This window comes from Paenibacillus sp. 01T443 (assembly GCF_056398325.1).
In genome coordinates this window covers 1-18,875 of the sequence record NZ_JBFTPE010000013.1, presented here as the reverse complement: position 1 = coordinate 18,875, position 18,875 = coordinate 1, and the positions used below count along the sequence as shown (strand labels likewise).

14 protein-coding genes are annotated in these 18,875 nt (G+C 48.0%); 12 read left to right on the top strand and 2 right to left on the bottom strand.

The genetic code is table 11. The annotated features are described in order from the left end of the window. The first annotated feature begins 24 nt into the window (after nt 1-24). The 3 genes from AC1DLI_RS23245 (at nt 25) to AC1DLI_RS23235 (ending at nt 4,540) form a co-directional block, all read left to right on the top strand. Entirely contained in the window at nt 25-1,305 is a 1,281-nt protein-coding gene (locus tag AC1DLI_RS23245; RefSeq protein ID WP_477606874.1) for a DUF445 domain-containing protein, read from the top strand. Then, complete coding sequence (locus AC1DLI_RS23240; protein ID WP_477606873.1) at nt 1,306-2,640, top strand: DUF445 domain-containing protein; 1,335 nt, start codon at nt 1,306-1,308, stop codon at nt 2,638-2,640. A 268-nt stretch (nt 2,641-2,908) separates the two neighbouring features. Further along, nucleotides 2,909-4,540 carry a response regulator transcription factor gene (locus tag AC1DLI_RS23235; protein ID WP_477606872.1) on the top strand — a complete coding sequence of 544 codons (1,632 nt, stop codon included), beginning with the start codon at nt 2,909-2,911 and terminating at the stop codon, nt 4,538-4,540. Nucleotides 4,541-4,660: 120 nt separating this feature from the next. Here AC1DLI_RS23235 and AC1DLI_RS23230 read toward each other — a convergent pair whose 3' ends face one another. Continuing rightward, entirely contained in the window at nt 4,661-7,408 is a 2,748-nt protein-coding gene (locus AC1DLI_RS23230; protein WP_477606871.1) for an alpha-mannosidase, read from the bottom strand. Between the two features lie 248 nt (nt 7,409-7,656). Between AC1DLI_RS23230 and AC1DLI_RS23225 the strand changes: the two genes are divergently transcribed. The 5 genes from AC1DLI_RS23225 (at nt 7,657) to AC1DLI_RS23205 (ending at nt 14,523) form a co-directional block, all read left to right on the top strand. After that, a complete protein-coding gene (locus AC1DLI_RS23225) occupies nt 7,657-9,462 on the top strand; it encodes a sensor histidine kinase (protein WP_477606870.1) in 1,806 nt (601 codons plus the stop codon). Between the two features lie 37 nt (nt 9,463-9,499). After that, nucleotides 9,500-10,858 carry an ABC transporter substrate-binding protein gene (locus tag AC1DLI_RS23220; protein WP_477606869.1) on the top strand — a complete coding sequence of 453 codons (1,359 nt, stop codon included), beginning with the start codon at nt 9,500-9,502 and terminating at the stop codon, nt 10,856-10,858. A 212-nt stretch (nt 10,859-11,070) separates the two neighbouring features. Next, a complete protein-coding gene (locus AC1DLI_RS23215; protein WP_477606868.1) occupies nt 11,071-11,997 on the top strand; it encodes an ABC transporter permease in 927 nt (308 codons plus the stop codon). Nucleotides 11,998-12,031: 34 nt separating this feature from the next. Beyond that, a complete protein-coding gene (locus AC1DLI_RS23210; protein ID WP_477606867.1) occupies nt 12,032-12,916 on the top strand; it encodes a carbohydrate ABC transporter permease in 885 nt (294 codons plus the stop codon). Between the two features lie 56 nt (nt 12,917-12,972). After that, a complete protein-coding gene (locus AC1DLI_RS23205; protein WP_308995869.1) occupies nt 12,973-14,523 on the top strand; it encodes an extracellular solute-binding protein in 1,551 nt (516 codons plus the stop codon). A gap of 53 nt (nt 14,524-14,576) precedes the next feature. Here AC1DLI_RS23205 and AC1DLI_RS23200 read toward each other — a convergent pair whose 3' ends face one another. Continuing rightward, entirely contained in the window at nt 14,577-14,750 is a 174-nt protein-coding gene (locus AC1DLI_RS23200) for a hypothetical protein (protein WP_477606866.1), read from the bottom strand. Here AC1DLI_RS23200 and AC1DLI_RS23195 point away from each other — a divergent pair. The 4 genes from AC1DLI_RS23195 to AC1DLI_RS23180 all read left to right on the top strand — a co-directional run bounded on the left by AC1DLI_RS23195 (nt 14,736) and on the right by AC1DLI_RS23180 (nt 18,645). Continuing rightward, the gene (locus tag AC1DLI_RS23195; protein WP_477606865.1) at nt 14,736-15,077 is read left to right on the top strand and encodes an S-layer homology domain-containing protein; all 342 of its coding nucleotides are present in this window, start codon (nt 14,736-14,738) and stop codon (nt 15,075-15,077) included. The genes AC1DLI_RS23200 and AC1DLI_RS23195 overlap by 15 nt on opposite strands. 116 nt (nt 15,078-15,193) lie before the next feature. Beyond that, nucleotides 15,194-16,528 (top strand): spore germination protein, encoded by a 1,335-nt coding sequence (locus tag AC1DLI_RS23190; protein WP_477606864.1) that lies wholly within the window; start codon nt 15,194-15,196, stop codon nt 16,526-16,528. Beyond that, complete coding sequence (locus tag AC1DLI_RS23185) at nt 16,521-17,600, top strand: GerAB/ArcD/ProY family transporter (protein ID WP_477606863.1); 1,080 nt, start codon at nt 16,521-16,523, stop codon at nt 17,598-17,600. The genes AC1DLI_RS23190 and AC1DLI_RS23185 overlap by 8 nt, the downstream gene beginning before the upstream one ends. Then, nucleotides 17,587-18,645, top strand: coding sequence for a Ger(x)C family spore germination protein (locus AC1DLI_RS23180; RefSeq protein ID WP_477606862.1), 1,059 nt, complete (start codon nt 17,587-17,589; stop codon nt 18,643-18,645). The genes AC1DLI_RS23185 and AC1DLI_RS23180 overlap by 14 nt, the downstream gene beginning before the upstream one ends. Nucleotides 18,646-18,875 lie beyond the last annotated feature (230 nt).

Here is an 18,875-nt window from a genome sequence, read left to right as displayed (position 1 = left end):
GATCACCAGGAATGGAGCATAACGATGAACAATTTTAGCATTAAGAAAAAAGCGGATGCAGCGCTGCTCTTTTCAGCTATCGGAATACTTGTCGCTTTTCCCTTTCACGATACGTTTGCAGGTGGACTGTTTTTTTCATTGTTTAGTGCCGCGACGATTGGCGGGCTGGCCGATTCATTTGCGGTAAGTGCATTGTTCGGCAACCCTCTGCGGATCAAATGGCCGGTTTGGATGGGGACGAATATTATTTCCCGCAATCGGGAGCGCTTGATCGGCGAGCTCGTTAAGATGGTTCAGAACGATCTGCTGACGATTCCGAATATTAGGGAACGGCTGGATGAATACAACATCGCCGATGTTCTTGTCACTTATTTGAAGCAGCATGGCGGCGAAGAGGGTATTAACGATATTTTGCAGCAGGTAGCGAACGACGTTATTACGACCATCGATTTGCAGGAGCTGGCCAAAACCGTACAGACATTCTTGCTTGAGCATGCGGATGCGATTCCCGTCGCGAATATTGCTGCGGACGCGGGAGACTGGACGATCAAGAACGGCTATGATGACCGTATCATCGAATTTATGATCCCGGAGCTGATTAAAATCGTGAAGTCGGCCGCATTCGGTTCGGTTGTCGATCAAATCGTAAATTCAGCCATCCGGTCCTATGAAGGTGATAAATTCAGACGGAAATTGATTGATTTTACCGCGGGGTTAGAAGCGGCCAATCTAAGCGGAAGATTGCAGGATTGGCTGGTGTCTTTCTTGGAGAAATTCCACTCCGAGGATCATCCGCAGCGCAAGCAGCTTAAAGCATTTATTGCGGGATTTGTTGCGAGACTGCGCACGGACGAACAGCTGCGCGACCGGATCGAAGCGGGCAAAGAAACGCTGCTGGCAGCCGTTAAGGATGACCTCAAGTTAGACGTATACATCCAGCGCGGCCTCGAATCGCTTCGGCAAGCTGCGGCGGAGAATGCGGAAGGGCAGCTCGCCCGCTATCCATGGATAAGAGAAAAGCTGCGTGAAGGCATTGCTTACATGGAGGGAAATGGCGAGCTGCTCTCACGGATTGATCAGTATGTGAAAACCACGCTGCTGAAATGGATGGAGCAGAAGCATTCGTATATTGGTAAAATCGTTACCGACAAGCTTAACAGCTTCTCGGAGGAAGAGCTCACCGAGCTCGTGAAAGAAAAGGCGGGACGGGATCTGCAGTACATCCGGATAAACGGAATCGGAGTCGGAGCGCTGATTGGCGTCATTTTGCATCTAGCGACCTTTTGGATAGGAGGGCAAGCTTAAATGGCAATGAGAAAAAAAGCGAATCGCAGCTTGATATTGTTGGCGATCTTGTTCGTTTTTGCCGCCTGCTGCTTATATGTCTTCCCCGATCGGTGGTGGTCTCGGATGCTGCTCTACACGACCGAAGCAGGACTCGTGGGCGCATTAGCCGATTTGTTTGCGGTAACGGTGCTGTTTCGTCATCCGTTTGGCTGGAAGTGGATTCCTCATACGGCGATCATACCAAAGAACCGCGATAAGCTGATCGAAGGTGTCGCGAATATGGTTGAGCAGCAGTTGCTTAGCAAGGATCTGCTGAAGGACAAGGTGAAGCAAATTTCGCTTGTCGAGATCGGGATTGCTTGGATTGACCGGCGTCCAAGCGGCATACTGGCGGAGCAAGGCTGGAGGCTGGCAGCGGGGCTGCTTGCTAAGCTGGACATTAAAGGGCTCTCTGTTCAATTGGATGAGAAGGCGCGCAAAGGCTTAGGAAAAATCAATCTATCGCCTTATGCGGGCAAAGCGCTGAAATGGGTAATGGATAACGGGAATTTCCAAAGCTGGCTCAGCCAGATCGTAGAGCTTGCAGCGGAACGCGCGGCAGATGAAAGGACGAAGCTCGTCATTCGCGAGCTGCTCGGGAAGGAAAAGGAGAAGTTCGTCAATCAAGGCAGCGTATTCTCCAAATGGCTCAAAAAAATGGCAGTGGAAATTGCGGAATCGACCAATGCGCTCAATCTTGATGATGCGACAAATGTGTTGTTTGAGGATTTGCAGCTTTTGATTCAAGATTTGCGAAATCCTCAGCATGAACTTCGTGTATTGCTGGAGAACATGGTCTATCAGCTTGCCGACAATATGCAAAGCCGTGAAGATGTCTCCGCTGCGGTTAACGAGTGGAGGGATGAGCTGCTCGAGAAGATCTCATTGCTGCCGACGATCGAAGCCTTAATGGGCAATTTGCAGAAGCTTCTAATAAGTGAACCCGGGATGCAGCTTGCGGTAAAGGAGAAGCATACGGTAAACCAATCGGATATAAAGCATCTGATCAATCAGTTCATTGCGTCGTATTGGGAATGGTTTAAAGCAAATGAGGAAACGAAGGGCTGGCTCGAGCAATACGCACAGAGTTTTGTGGGCAAAATGATTGAGACGGAGCATGCGATTATCGGGATTATCGTGCGAAAGACATTGGACAGCTTTACCGAGCAGAAGCTGGTGTATTTTATCGAGAGCAAGGTCGAAACCGATCTGCAGCGTATCCGGTTAAATGGTGCTTACATCGGCTCTGCGCTGGGCGCGGCTTTTTATCTTCTGCTGTACGGGATATATGAGCCGTTATTGAAGCTCTTATAGAAGGAAGCCTTCACTCATGGGATTTTTTATGAGTGAGGCTTTTTTTTTATATATAAGAATTTATATGTTTTCACTTATAAATGTGCTATCTCCGCGAAACGACTGCTTTTGCCACAGAGGATGGCGACAGCCGTTTACGCTTGTTTAAAACAACCCCATAAAGTTTGCTTTTACCCCCGTGCAATCCAAAATCCAGTCAGGTAGTATGGAGGTAAGCAACGATAGGTTTGCGATACTGATGAAAATGCAAGAGGGGTAAGGTGAGGGAATGCTGCGAGTTCTAATCGTGGACGATGAATTCGAGATCCGGGAAGGTTTGCGCAACCGCTTTCCTTGGGAATCTTTCGGCATTGACGAGGTGCTGGTAGCCGATGACGGAGATACAGCCTTAATGCTCGCGCTTGATATGCGGCCGGATCTTATCGTGACTGATATTAAAATGAACCGGATGTCGGGACTTGAATTTCTTCGAGCCTTGAATCCGGTTCAGGACTATAAACCTGAATCCATTGTTGTCAGCGGGTATGACGATTTCGAGCTGGTCAAGCAGGCGATGCAAATCGGCGTGCTGGATTACATTCTGAAGCCAATCAACCTCGAAGAGCTGGACCAAATTGTTCGTAAAATGATCGATCGTATTCACAAAAAAAGAATGGATCAGCATAATGAACAACAGCTTATCAATCAAGTGAAGTTTGCGATACCGAAAATGCGCGAGGAGCTGCTCAGAGAGATGATCGAGCAGGAATACGATCCTTACCGCGAAGCAAGGAGACGCCACCGGCTGCAGACGCTGAATTTGGAATGGATGGTTAATCAGCAAATGACGCTTATGGTCGTTGAAGCGGATGATTTGAAGGCGATTGAGAACCGCCATGCCAAGGAAAAGGATTTGATCCTGTTCGGTATCGGCAATGTGGTGAGTCAGACGCTGGAGGAGGAGTATCCTTATCCCTTCGCGCTTTGCATGGAAAGCGGCAGCCGTTGGGTCGCTATTATGAGCTGCTCACGCTCCGAGCATGCAGAGCTGAGCCGCGGGATGGCGCAGCTTTGCATCCAAAGAATCAATGATTTCGTTAAGGTCAAAGCAAGTGCGGGCATGCGAACGATCCCGTGCACATTTGAGCATCTGCATGAGATGTTTACGGAGGCCGTTAACGTGTTGGAACAGAAGGCGGTATACGGCGGAAATCGATTATTTACGGAGCAGGGGCTTTATTATGAAGGTGATGGCGGAGACTTGTCGCTTGGAGAGCCGGAAGAAGTGCTTGATCTCGTCAAATACGGGTCGGATGAAGAAATAACAGCGGCCATGGACCGGTTCGTCGAGATGGTCCAAGCCTGGCGGCTCAATCAACTACGCGATATTCAGCAAAAAATATTCGAATGGCTGTTTGAGGTGTTCCGTAGGGCGGCCGCGGCGGGCATACCGAACAAAACCTGGGGCAGCAATCCGATCGCAGTGTGGGAGCAGCTTGAACAGTATGACACGCTGCAGTCGCTGCGCGAGCAGACGGAAATTTTCCTTCATGCGATTGCAGCAGATTTTCGCAAGCTGTCCTCTTCACCCAGTCAGATCGTATCCGAAGCGGAGAAAATATTGCATCGCGATTATGCGGAGAGCTTGACGCTCCAGAGTGTGGCGATGGCCGTTCATGTTACGCCTGTATGGCTGAGCAAGCTGTTCAAGAAAGAGAAGCGAAAAACCTTTTTGGAATATTTGACGGAAATACGGATTGAGAAAGCAAAGGAAATGCTGGGCGATATCCAGCACAAAGTTTACCAAATCTCGTACCAGGTGGGCTATAAAGATCCCGTGCATTTCTCTAAGCTGTTCAAAAAGCAAGTGGGCTGCACGCCAAAGGAATATCGGAGACAAAGAGGCATTGCGGAGGAATAACCCGTAGCTGTAACCTATAAACGAATTCATCGCATGAGAGGCAGACTCCAAGGTAGGTATTGCAAAACCTTAGGAGGCTGCCTCTTTCAGTCAAACGATGATCCGTAGGGAACCATTTACTTATTTCGAATGAGATGCAGTTTCGGCTGAAACGCCGACGGTAACGATTTTAAAGCCTTCTACTTGTAGTGTAGGCTGAAGCGGATCGGTGCTCGGGTCCTCCATAATGTTGCTTATATAAGTGCGGGAGGCTCCATTCGGTTGAATAGCCAATCGGGTTGCCGATCCAGCTAAATTGTACCAACGGGCCATCAAATCGCCTCTTTCTTCATTGATTTTCAAGCTTGAGAAAGCAAGCTGATCGCCGTTCCATTTCAGAAAATGGTTGGAAAGAGCAAGCTCGCCATCATGCAAGCCGGTACCCATCGCGGTGAGCGGGATTGGAAAACGATACGCCTCCCGGTATGCGTCGAACCGGTTGGCGGAGCCGCCGTAAGGGATAATCATCCATTCCGCTTCTTGTTCACCAAGGCATTGTGCCTCAGGCGTAGGGAAGACGCCCCAATCACCGAGCTCTCCGACGGAACGAAGCATCGTTAACGCGATTGTGTTTCGGCCATCTTGAAGCACTTCGTATTCGTTTAAGCCTTTGGCGGCAACGGTTAGGCCCCTATGCTCCGCATGAACATCAATGAAGGATTGCATATGCTGACAGTTGCTCGGATTCTCCCATTCCTTTGCAGGTACGTTTTGGCGCTCGGCCACCTCAAATATAGAATCGGCAAAATGGGTGGCTGCGAGAATGTCCGAAGGCAGCAAGACGCGAAGCCTATGGTCCTTGGACTGATTCTCGATGCTGGCATGAACGTGAACGCCTTTGCCTTCCCGTTCAAGACTGACGCGTGTCACAATGACAAGCGGAACCAGCGATTCGGACATGGCCGCTGCCCGCTGCCGGAATTCAACCATCGTGCGGATTTCTTCAGCGAGCTGCTCATCTGCCTGAGAAGGGATAGCAAGGCGATGTATAATCTCAATGGCTGCCCGGTAAGGCGTATCTTCAACAATCCGAACCTCGGCATTGCTGCCCTTCGTCGTTATCGGGCAATCTCCAATCGGCTGCTTGAAAATGTATTCGTTGCCGATATCGCCGACGTCCTCGTAATGGCCGAGATCCAAGAACAGCTGTTTGTTTTTCTTGTCATAGACAGAATAGCTTCCATCGCTTTCAACCGTAAGCCTGAGATGACGATTTTCAAGCGTTGTTTGGCCAGACACCAAGGAATCGCGTTTGCTAATTACGGATTTGTTGTTATTCCGGCTCGGAATCCATGCGAAGGTCTCGTAACCCATAGCAGGCAATGCACCGGATTCAAAGGTCAGCCGCAAAGCGCGGGCCATATAAGGCTGACGGAATTTATCTTGAGGCAGATCATAGCCGAAGCGGACACCCAAATCTTGAACGGAGTACTCCAGTCTCTCGCCGCTCGCGTTTATCAAATAGCCTTCCCCATGCGTCCTTTCTTTGACAAGCGCAGCGATAGCAACGGGGTTTTCGCTCTGGTCGAAGTAGCGATGGGACCACTCGATCTCAACTGTAATGACGGACGATCCCTCATAACCGCTGGTATTGAATAGGACAAAAGGAGCTGCCGACTCGCTGTACTCGGCAAAATGGTTCGTATTGACCTTTGCGCTAATAAATTTGGCGCTTTCGTTTGCTAATACTTTGCCAACCTCCATGCTTTTGGAAAAACGCGTTTTCATCTCGTGATATACCTCGTCCACGCTGCAGCCGCAAATGCTGTCATGCGGATGGTTTTGCATCAAGGTTTTCCAAGCGTATTGTAAGAGCCCGTGCGGATAAGGCTTGCCAAGCTGATGGGCAATCGCCGAGATCGGCTCGGCTACCTTCTCCAGCAGCGTCTGGTTCTGTTGATTCAGCTGTTTGATATAAACTCTGGCGGAAGCCGTATTGACTAAGGAATACCAGCCGTCCGTTTTCTGGCCGCGCAGTTCTCCGCGCGTGAGGCTCAGGTCGGCAGGTTTCTCGGCTTGGACGGCTTTCATGTAATCGTCAAAGTTGGAATGAACAAATTCGTAGTCCGGAAACAGCTCTCTTGCAACGCGGAGCGCTTCCGACAGATCGGTCTGAACGGGCTGATGATCGCAGCCGTTCATAAGCAGCAGCTGCGAGGTAGACGCATATTGTTCGGCCCGCGAAAGGCGTTGCTCCCAATAAGGCTTCGCTAGAGCGGGATCAACGGGAATTTCCATGCCGTTGTTATACCAATTGGCAAACAAGATGCCGAGAACGCTGGAGCCGTCAGGAGCCTGCCAGATAAGCTCGGAATACGGCGATTCCAAGCCGGCGGTATCTTCCACCCTGTTATTGAAGCCGGTTGCTTTGACTCCTCTGCCGAAAACGGCTGTATCGATGCCGGCTTGTGCAAGGAGCTGTGCCGCTTGCCCCATATTGCCGAATGAATCGGGAAAATAGCCAAGCTTCGAAATCGGGCCAAACTTGCGGGCATCCCGATGTCCGATTTGCAAATTTCTAACGTTAGCTTCGCTGCTTGTAAGAAATTCATCCTGCAAAATATACCAAGGCCCTAGCGAAAGCTTGCCTTCATCGCATAGCTGCTGTATTTGTTCGCGCTTCTCCGGATAAACCAGCAAGTAATCGTCTAAAATGATCGTTTGTCCGTCGAGATAAAAGCTGCGGAAATCCGGATCGGCTTCGAAAGTATCGAGGAGCGTGTCCATCGTCTCAATAAGCTTCACATGATGGGCTTCATAAGGCATATACCATTCTCGATCCCAGTGGGTATGGGAAATGACATGTACCACCCGTTTCGATGCAGTCATCGTTGTTCCTCTTTTCCTTGAAAGGTTAGGTATTACGGAAATAGTGTAATGAATCCGCAAAATACTAACAATGAGGGAATAGCAAACTTTAAGAGGCATTATTATCGTCTTTGAAAAAAAGGGACCGAAGACATGATCATCCTTGGTAAAGCCGGATCTGCGTATTGCAAGAATGAAGGAATGAAGGTTAAAATCGAGGACAAGATTACTCAATCGAATGGATAGTCAGGGAAAGCAGGTGCTTGCAGATGAACAAAGTCTCCTTTCGGCTCGCTTCATCTTTCCGTAATCGGATGATTCTTATTTTCTTTATGATCATCATCGTTCCGTTTTTGTTATTTGYGTATTACGCTCATATTAAATCAATCGAAGGCATCTCCAATACGAATACAAAGATGTCCATGAGCTATTTGCTGCAAGCGAGAAAGAACTTTGAAATTTATCTCAATACGTTAAATGAACAGGTCAATGAAGTGATCGGCAACAAGGCGCTTCAGGATTTGCTGGAAAAAGAGCCTTTAGACCAAGCAGAAGAGGAAGCGTTTACAGTAAATCTGCTAACGGTGCTTTATCATGCGACACCGGTCATCGATGCATTTAGGGTCAAGGTTTATCCCATAAAACCGACGGTTTATCCCTCCTATATGCGGACCATCGACGAATCGGTGCGAATCGGGGACCAGTATTGGTTCCAGCGCTCCAAGTCGACGGTCAGTCCCACTTGGTACCTGACCATGCCGCAGCAAGGAAAGTACGCGAAGCCGCTGCTCTCTTATGTCAAACGGTTCTCGGGACTGTATGATCAAAAGTTGAGAGGCATCATCGCAACGGATTTATCCGAGGACTATTTAAAACGTTATTTTTCTCCGTCGGATCAGCTTAAGGATCAGAAGCTGCTGCTCATTAATGAGAAGGGCATTGTTCATTATGATTCTTCCATGAATGAATGGACGGGCAAGGAATTCCCGTCTGATGCCTTTATTTCTTATATGCAAACGGGTGATGAGGGCTCTAAATCCATTGCCATCGGCGGTCAAACCTATTTGGCTACCTACTTGAAGATGGCCAACCATCCTTGGACCATCGTAAGCTTGACTCCCCTGCATGAGCTGACGGGAACGATTGATGAAATTAACCGCATGCTGGTGATCTTTCTTGTCGTCTATCTCATTTGCTGCATCAGCGTTGTTTTTTATATTACGGCGTACTACACGCAGCCGATTGCCCACCTAGTTCGCATCATGCGCAGGCTGGAAGCGGACAACCTTCATTATTTGGTGCCCTCGTCTTCCCGAAAAGACGAGGTTGGCTGGCTGTATCGCGGGGTCGGCAGCCTTGTCCAGCGAATTGAGAGGCTGATCACGGAAGCGGCGCGTTCGGAGAGGAATAAGAAAGCACTAGAGTTTCAGGTGCTGAGCCATCAGATCAACCCGCATTTTCTATACAACACCTTGGAGTCTATAAGGTGGAAGGCCGAAAATCACGGCCGCAGCGATATAAGCGAGATGGTATCGGCATTAGGCAATCTGCTGAGGCTCAGCTTGAACCAAGGCAAGGAAATTACTACGCTGCGCCGCGAAATCGAGCAGGTCAAGGCTTATGTATTAATAGAGCAGGCAAGAATGGGAAAGGTTGTAAGAATATTGTATTCATGCGAGGAAGTGACGATGGATATGCCGTTTTTACGGCTTTTGCTCCAGCCGCTTGTTGAGAATGCGATTCAGCACAGCGTTAGGGATGATTTCGAGAAAGGGAAAATCATGATAACGGCTAGGAAGGAAAATGAAGATATCGTTATCGAGCTGGCGGACAACGGCAAAGGCATTCCGCAGGCGGTCCTCGCTCAGCTTGAGCAAGAAGAGGAGCCGGGCGATACGTTCTCCCATGCTCGCAGGGGAGTCGGGCTTCGCAATGTCAACGATCGATTGAAGCTTTATTTCGGAGATGCTTACAAGCTCAAAATCGAAACGGGACCCGATATTGGCACCAAAATCATCTTAAGGCATCCGATTTTAAAGGAAGGCCATGATTTGGATTCCATAGGCAAAGGGTGAAGCGTAAAGCGCGTTGAGTATGAAAGGAGGAATGATCTTGAAAAACAAACGTACATTTACCTTTGTTATAAGTATTCTTCTCATGTTTATGCTCGTGCTTGCCGCTTGCTCACTACAAGAATGGAAGGGCGGTCATGCAGCGAAGGGAACAGAATCTTCGAAGGCAGATCTTGCCCTGAGCAGAGCGCCCGTCAAGCTTAAGCTGCTTACCTGGGCGGATGATACGTATCAGGAGCTTTATGATATGTTTCATGCGAAATATCCTTGGATTACGATAGAACCTATCCGTATTGATGGCGGCGATGATACTATCATGAATAAAATCATTGAGCTTGAGGCGGCGGGGACGCCTGTCGATCTCACATGGGTCGTCGGAGATCTGCTTCGGTACGAGGAAAACGGGCTGTTGGAAAATTTGAAGCCTTACATGGACAGGGATGTGTCCTTCCAAAGCAAATTGCTGCCGGATGGCTATTTCGATACGATGGCCTTCAATGGCCGAAGGCTTGCCGTTCCGTTCGTTGACGTGCCGATGTGGATTGTAGTAAATAAGGATTTGCTCGCAAAGCATGGCGTAGAAATGCCGCCTAATGATTGGACCTTCGAGGATTTTCGGGAAATTGCCAAGCAGGTTACGGATCCTGCGGCAGGGGAGTACGGGCTGACGACGAGCAGCGACTTTGTTATGCGCTTGCTGCCCATGAAATCGGCAGCCGACGGGAATGCGCCTAATTTGGCTTACTTGGATGAGAAATTGAGGCAAAGCCTGCTTAGCACACCCGCTGTTATGGATGATGTGCGCTGGCTGTCGGAATTCGTAACCAAGGATGGCTCGATGCTGTCCTGGGAAGAATCCGCAGAGAAGGGGGATGTCGTGCGGCAGTTCACCAATGGCAAAACGGCCTTCGAAATCGGAGGTGACTGGCTGCTGCCGAGGCTCCAGAAGGAAGCCTTGTTTGATTGGGACATTCTTCCTTTTCCCAGGGGGAAGGTCAATCAGTACTCCTTCCATATTAACGGACCGCTTGCTTTGCTTAGCGGCTCGAAGCATAAGGAGGAGGCTTACAAATGGATTAGCTTTCAATTCGAGATGGAGGCTCAGAAATGGAAGGTAGAGAAAGGCGCTAACGCTTCCGTTATCGATCCGGAGCTGACCGCATATATCGATCAAGTACCGCTGTGGCAGGGGAAAAACATTGAAGCGGTCAAGATGACGAAGGATAATGCGCTTGTATTGCCGGGAGCAACCATACCGGGATTCTCCGAGTATAACTGGATCAATGTCATTAATGATATCGTTTTCCAAGGCAATGGCATTCATCTCATTATTCCGCTGACGGAAGCATGGAACCAAAAGACGCTGGAGCTGCGGGAGCAATGGAAACGCAAGCCTTAAAAGAAAAGTAGCGTCTCGCCAAAAAAACATAGACCAAGAAGGAGCTGTCCCCCAAGCAGATTGATCTGCTGAGGATGCGGCTCCTTTTTTCATTTTAGTAGCGGGACAACCAGGAGGATAATACGAAACAACAAAGGATAAGAATGGCTCATAGTAAGCCCAAATGCGCTCCTTTAGAATAAAAGTATCACATTTGGGAAAGGGAAATCGATATGAAATCAAATGGAGTCATTCGGGAATTGCTTAGAAATCGCACCTTGCTGCTCATGTTCCTGCCCGTCGCGACGCTCCTATTTCTCTTTAATTACTTGCCGCTCGCAGGGCTCGTCATCGCCTTCAAGGACTTTGACTTTGCCAAAGGAATTTTCGGAAGCGATTGGATGGACCCGCTGTTCGATAACTTTGAGTATTTGTTCTCCTCCCCCACCGCATATCGGGCGATGAGAAATACATTACTGCTAAATGCGTTGTTCATTACGGTAGGGCTTGTTTTTGAAGTTGGGTTCGCTTTGCTGCTTAACGAAATCAGGAACAAATATTTCAAACGGGTGACGCAGTCGCTCACGTTCCTGCCTTTCTTCATCTCATGGATCGTGGTAGGCGTATTCGCTTATAATCTCATGAATTTCGAGAGCGGGGCCGTCAATCGTCTGCTCGAGAATATTGGGCTGCAGCCGATTGATTTCTATAGCGAAGCGGGCCTTTGGCCGCTCATCCTAACGATAGCCATTCGTTGGAAGGTCACGGGCTACGGTACGATCATTTACTTGGCGGCGCTAACGTCAATTGACAATTCGTACTATGAAGCGGCTTCCATCGACGGGGCCACAAGATGGCAGCAAATTCGCTATATCAGCATTCCGATGCTGAGGCCAACGATTATAATTCTGACGCTGCTTGCAGTCGGCAGGATTATGAATGCGGATTTCGGGATGTTTTATGCCATGGTTGGCGATGCCTCTCTCTTGTTCCCGACAACCGACGTTATTGATACCTTCGTTTATCGCAGCTTGCGCAAATCAGGAGATATCGGCATGGCATCCGCAGCTGGTTTCCWGCAATCCATTATTGCATTCGTGCTTATTATTGGCAGCAATTACGCAGCGCGCAAAATAGACAAGGATTCAGCGATTTTCTAAAAACGTCTTATTACATCAAGGGAGGATCTCTTATATGCTTGCAAAAAAATTATCAGTCTCACAGTTTGTCATCATGATTGCGATCTCCCTGTTCAGCTTGTCCTGCCTGTTTCCGTTTATTATGGTGATTTCGGGCTCGCTTAGCACGGAGAAGGACATTATGGATTATGGCTACTTGCTTTGGCCGAAGACCGTAACCTTTGATTCTTACCGGATTCTGTTTCTCGGCTCCACCCGTATCATTGATGCGTACGGCGTCAGTCTATTCGTTACGGTGGCCGGAACGGTGCTATCGCTGTTTGTCACCAGCATGGGCGCCTATGTCATGGCAAGACGCTCGTTTAAGTACCGGAACATCTTATCGGTCTATGTCATTATTACCATGCTGTTTAACGGCGGTTTGGTTCCGTGGTATATCATTTGCGTGAGATACCTGGATCTGAAGGATACGCTCTGGGCGTTAATCCTGCCGATGCTCGCCAACGCCTTCAATATGTTCCTTATCCGGAATTTCATGCTGTCCATTCCCGAGGATATGAATGAATCGGCCAAAATGGACGGGGCGGGCGACTTTAAAATCTTTTATAGTCTCATTGCGCCGCTCTCCTTGCCTGTACTTGCCACTGTTGGCTTGTTCGTAGCTTTGAGTTACTGGAATGACTGGTTTCTTGGCTTAATGTTTGTAGATAAGCAAGAGCTGCAGCCGCTGCAGCTGCTGTTGCGGACGCTCATTTCCAATGTGGAATTTCTAAAGAGCTCCAGCAACGCCTCAGCCATGCAGCGCATCTCGGCTCAAATTCCTTCGGAATCGATCAAGATGGCGCTTACCGTCATTACCATCGGGCCAATCATTTTCTTGTATCCGTTCGTTCAGCGTTTTTTTGTGAAAGGCTTAATGGTTGGCGCTGTAAAAGGATGACTATGCCGGCTTCGGCCGTGTAGTATATAAATCACAAGCTAAGGGGAGAGATTCAGATGCAAAAAAGAAAGACAAGACTGCCGCTATTGCTTGCTGCCATTATGCTGATAAGCGTTATTCTAGCAGCGTGCAGCTCGAACAACGGGAATTCCCCAAGTAACGGGAATGCGACGAATGCGCCTTCGGGCGAGTCCGGAGAGAAGCAGGAAGATGAGGTTACGCTAAAGTTTTATTTTGGCGGAGATAAAAAGGCTGCTACGGACGAGGTTTGGTCCAAGGTCAGCGAATACGTCAAAGCGAAAGGGCTAAATATTAAGTTTGATATTAACTTTATCCCGTTTGGCGACTTTAAGGAGAAAATGCTCGTTATGGCGGCTTCTGGCGATAACTGGGATATGAACTTTGACGGCGATTGGCTGTCGTACAAGCAAATGGCGGCAAAAGGCTCCTATATGGCGCTGAACGACCTGCTTCCGGAGTATGCTCCTAATTTGCTAAAGAAATATGAAGAGCAGGGCACGCTTGGGGCTGCTACCGTAAACGGCGACATCGTCGGGCTTCCTTGGACGATGAAAATGAATGAGCGCAAGTTTACCGGCTGGCGCTCCGATCTTATCGAGAAAGCAGGCCTGGATATTCCTGCCGGTTCGATTAAGACGATCGAGGATGTTGACCGGTTGCTGCGTGAGCTGAAAAAAGCGTATCCAAACGAGAGAATTTCCCGTACGCCGCCCGTTTCGCTCATTATGATTCGCGATGAGTGGGTGGATCTTAACTTCCACGGCCTGGGCTTCTATTTGAGCGACGATAAAATTACGGTGCAAGCCGTTGAGCAGCAGCCTTTCTATCTCGAAGCGGCTAAGCTGGCAAAGGTATGGTATGACGATAACCTGATTAATAGAGACGCCATGATCGACAAATCGGATGAAGCGGCTGAGTGGAGAAACGGCAAGAAGCTGTTTACGGTAACGTCTCATGAATGGGTAAGCGCGAATCCGGGCTTCTCTGATCCGTCCTTCAAGATGGAATCTGCCGAGCTGTATCCCGATAAACGATTCGTCAACCGTACGGCGCTTGCAAACGTGGTAGCGATAAACCGCAATTCCAAAAATCCGGAGCGCGTGCTTCGTTTCCTGGATATGATGGAAACCGATAAAACCCTGTATGACCTTGTTCAATACGGCATCGAAGGCAAAACCTACGTGTTGAACGGCGAGACTGCCGAATATCCGGAAGGCATGGAAACGACTACGAGCAACTACATGGAGTGGGGCGGTCAATGGGCATTCTGGAAGCCGCAATTCATGCGTCCGACGATGACTTACGGACCAGATTTCTGGGTGAAGGAAGCGGAATTCGCAAGCAAGCCTAATAATGTAAACTCACCTATCGACGGCTTGTTTATCGCGGAAGACAACATGAAAAACGAAATTGCCAAGCGCGACACCGCAAACGATGAGCTCAACAGACCGATTGAATTCGGCGTCGTGAAGGATGTCGAGAAGGCTGTTGCCGATTATATTGAAACGCAAAAGAAAAACGGCCTTGATGTCATCATCGCCGAAACGCAAAAGCAAATCGACGCATTCCTTGCAGCCAAAAAATAATTCACACACCATGAGAGAAGCCGACCTGAAGCAATGAAGGAAGGCTTCTTCTTTTAAAATGCGGTGAAAGCGAATACATTTCTGTACGTGGAAGTAACGAGCACATAAACCTTATCCGATGAGCTTATCGATACCAGCTCGGTGTTAATAAACGACAAGCCGGCAGGTCCCGCGCTGTCCAGCACTGCACCTTTTTTGCTTCCGTCAGTGCCATGGCCGATGATCACCGCTTCAGGTCCGCTGCCGTCCTGCTCCTCAAAGTGAATCAGTTCCGTCCAAACTCGGCCATCACACGGGAAGAAGCAGCCGTATTCATAGCTCGGGCGCTTCGTTTGGCGAAGGCCGAACTCTCCGAGGGTGCGGACGCCGCACTAGAGGGCTTTGCCGATCATGATCAAATTTCTACTTATGCGGAGGGCAGCATTCGTGCCCTGGTTGAAGCAGAGCTGCTGCAGGGCGACAATGGCAGCCTGAAGCCAAAAGGAAGCTTGACGCGCGCCGAAGCAGCCGTGCTCTTGTATCGCATTTACAACCTTCCTACCACTCACCAATAAAGTCTCTCGATTCACAGAGGAGTGTCCTGATTATAGGGCACTCCTTTTAAGTATATAAAGCCATTAGAAGGGGAGAATCGTAAGAGGAATTGTTTATTTATAAGGAGAAGCGGACTATGGATTCTTTATTGAAAGAATTAGAGGACAGAATGGGCGCAAATGATGATTTCTTCATTCAGCCGGATAAAATCGGCGGGGCAAGCGTCGTGTTGTTGGGATTCGTAACGTTAATCGATTTAACGAGGACTAAAATAGCGATACATAAAAACTTTGAAAACACGAGCAAGGGATCCGAATCTATTGTATCCATCATGGCGGAGATCGGCGAAATAAGGGAAATCGATCTGCATGAAGCGATCTCATTATTTATGGGAGGGAAACTAATCATTTATTTTGAAAGCGAAGCAGCTTTCGTCATCGTTGACCCCTTCCCAATTGTTCTAAACCGGGCCGTTGAATCACCTACGAACGAGAATGTGCTGCAAGGGCCGATGAGCTCATTCATCGAAGATATTGATACGAATATTGGCATCGTGAGGAAACAAATCATCTCGCACCATATCAAGGTGAAATCTTACTTGGCGGGCACCCGGCAGCAGAAAAAAATTTCTTTGATTTACGATGACAGCCACGCTGATCCCGGACTAGTGAGCAAAATCATGGACCAGCTCGAGCGCAGCAGCGACAAGGAAATCGATAACATACAGAATCTATCGACATCGCTGGGCTTATCCTCTTGGTCAGCTGTGCCCAAATTCAATACGACGGAATTGCCGCAAGAGGTAGCGAGTGCGTTGAAGAAGGGAAGAGTAGTGCTGTTCATTGATCGCCTTCCGTTTGCGCTTGTGCTTCCTAACTTGATCTGGGATATGTTTTCGCTCGAAAATGACCATAACTTCCCGCGTCCATTAATGGTTATCATTCGCCTCCTGCGTGTTATCGGCGTATTGATAACGCTGCTGGCTCCCGGCTTGTACGTTGCTCTCGTCGCCGTAAATCCGGAGGTTCTCCGAATAGAGCTTGCTTTAACAATCGCGCAAAGCCGGGAAGGCGTGCCGTATCCGGCAATCGTGGAAATCATATTGATGCTGGTCATCTTGGAATTAATTATCGAGGCCAGCACCAGACTGCCTAAAAGCATCGGTCCGACCATAACGATGGTAGGGGGAATCATATTGGGGCAAGCCGTCGTAGTGGCAAGATTGGTAAGTAATTTATTGATCATTGTGCTTGCTGCCACGACGATTTCGAACTCAACGGTTGTCGGATTCCAAAATTCGCTTACGATTCGGGTATTCAAATATTTAATTGTTATTATGTCCGCTATATTTGGAATTCTCGGGCTGCTTGCAGGTATGGTGCTGCTGTGCGGTTACCTTGCAAGTATCAAGACGTTCGGCATTTCCTATTTGGATTTCAGTATGAAAAAGGGTGAGACAGAAAATGGATAGAACTTTACATGTCGTACTAATGTATAGCCTGACGAAGCTGGGATTCGTTTTCTTCTTCTATTCCGGTGACATCATCTCAAGCACGACAGAGGGGCATTGGGTTGCGATTACCTTGGGAATCGCGATAAATATGCTGATGGTTTGGGCGTACATGAAAGGTCTCAGCTTTTTCCCGAAGCAGGATATTATAAGCATCTACGTGGGTAAAGGAAAGTGGGCAGCCGTCCTATTTCTGCTGCCCCTTGTAGTTTATTTGATTGTCGTCAACATCGTAACCATCCGAGCCTTTTCCGAAATTATTACGCTTGTTTTTCTAGCAAATACGCCCATATGGGCGATCATGGGGCTTATTGTTGTTATTTCAACCTATATTGCGTCGAATGGCGTAGATGCTATTTTCCGTACGGGCTTTCTGCTGGCTATTCTTTTTGTTCCATTTATTTTTTTCGTGATTGTTACTTCCTTTCATAATGTGGATCTCCGTTATTTATTTCCGTTAATCGATCAGAAATTTTCATTTTTGACGAAGCCAGCCTATTTTCACAGCTTCTCTGCATTTTCCGTTAGCTACTTATTTCTAGGTTTCATTCAGCCCTATTTTTCTTACAGCCGTAGAAAAATGATGTTAACCCTAACGGCACTCGTTCCGTTTTTCTTCTTATCTGTCTATCTTCCGCTGCTGACTTTCGGACAAGCTACCGCCTCAACCTTTAAATTTCCTTTCATTATGCTGGTAAGCACGGTCCATATTAACTGGCTGATGTTTGACCGGATTACGATGTTTTTGCTGCTGAGTCTCATCACCTTCACGATGCTGTTTATTTCGATCGTACTGTGGGAAATCAGCCGGATCCTGCATCGAAGCATGCCGAAGGTGAAGCCGGGCTATCTAATGATCACGACAGCTGTGCTTATCTATTCGGCTTGCTTGTTCATTCAGAATTKGGAGTCGATAGATAAGCTGACGACGTGGAGTACGCTGCTGCGGTTTTTTGTATTCTTAATCATACCCTGCTCGATATGGTTTATTGGGCTTCGTTCCAGAAGGATGATCAAAGATGAAAGTGCTTAAGATAGTTATAATCGTTTGCATGACGTTAGCGCTAAGCGGCTGCTGGGATAATATTGATATCAACCACCGAGTGCTGCCGGTAGTGATGGGCGTTTCAAAGAAGAACGGCGAATATTTGATCTATCTTCAAATTCCTGAACCGGGTCAAAATTCGACTCAAATAAAAATTGTGACCGGAACCGGGAACACGATCAATCATGCGGTCGATAAGATCAGCGCTAATTTGGAAGATCGCGTGGATTTGCTTCACGTGAAGGTGATTTTGATGGATAAGAAATATGCGCAGGATGGACTCGAAGATACCATAGCCGATTTTATGAGAGGCCGTGACGTGTCTCCTAAGTCGCTGGTTACGATATGCGATGAAGATATGGATTATTTCTTTAAGACGGTAAAAAGAATGATGGAGCCCGAGGGCACGACCCTCTATGATTTTTTTGAGAAAAACGCAGGCTGGAATCCGCAAATTGCATTAACTCGGGTGTGGGAGGTATATCGCAGTATTCACTCTTATACGCGAGACGTTGCTATACCGCTTATACGGTCGGGAAAAACCACCGCCATTCAGCATATAGGCTCGGCGGTTATAAAAAACGGAAAAATGGTTGGACAGATCAATGCGGACGAAACACTGCTGTTCAATGCTTTTAATGGCGAAAGCACGCAAGGGAAAATCGAAGTTTTGAATCATGCTAGCGTACTTATCGTTAACAACGATATGGATACGAAAAGCTCGATGAGCAGCGGTAAGCCTATTTTAAAAAGTGAATTAAAATTGAAGGTCGTTATCTTGGAAACAAAGGGGAACCCGACAAGCGAAATGATCAAGCAGGAGCTTGATGCCATGCTGACAAAAAAGTTCGATCAAATGTTCGCAAGGCTACAAGCGAGCGGAGCGGATATTTTGGGCACAGGCCAATATTTCCGCCATAAAATTCCGCGGCAGCAGTTGAAAAGCTGGCGTACGGAATATTACCCAAAGCTAAAGCTAGAGCTTCAAGTAAATGCGATTATCGAAAATACAGGATTTCTCAATATGCCTTAGCGTTAACAATAACGAAGCGAAAAGGATGGTTTCCAGCGCGGCTTGCCCGTATCTTGGAAACCGTCTTTTTTTTATATGACGGATTGTAATATGAAGTGCGACAGCTAAAAAACAAAGAGGCCCATGTTTGGATTCGTGTAAAATGGAAGTCACCACAACACCATTTTTCACAGGAGAACCCAACATGAGCTACTCCCATCTTAGCATAATAGAACGTGGACAACTCAACT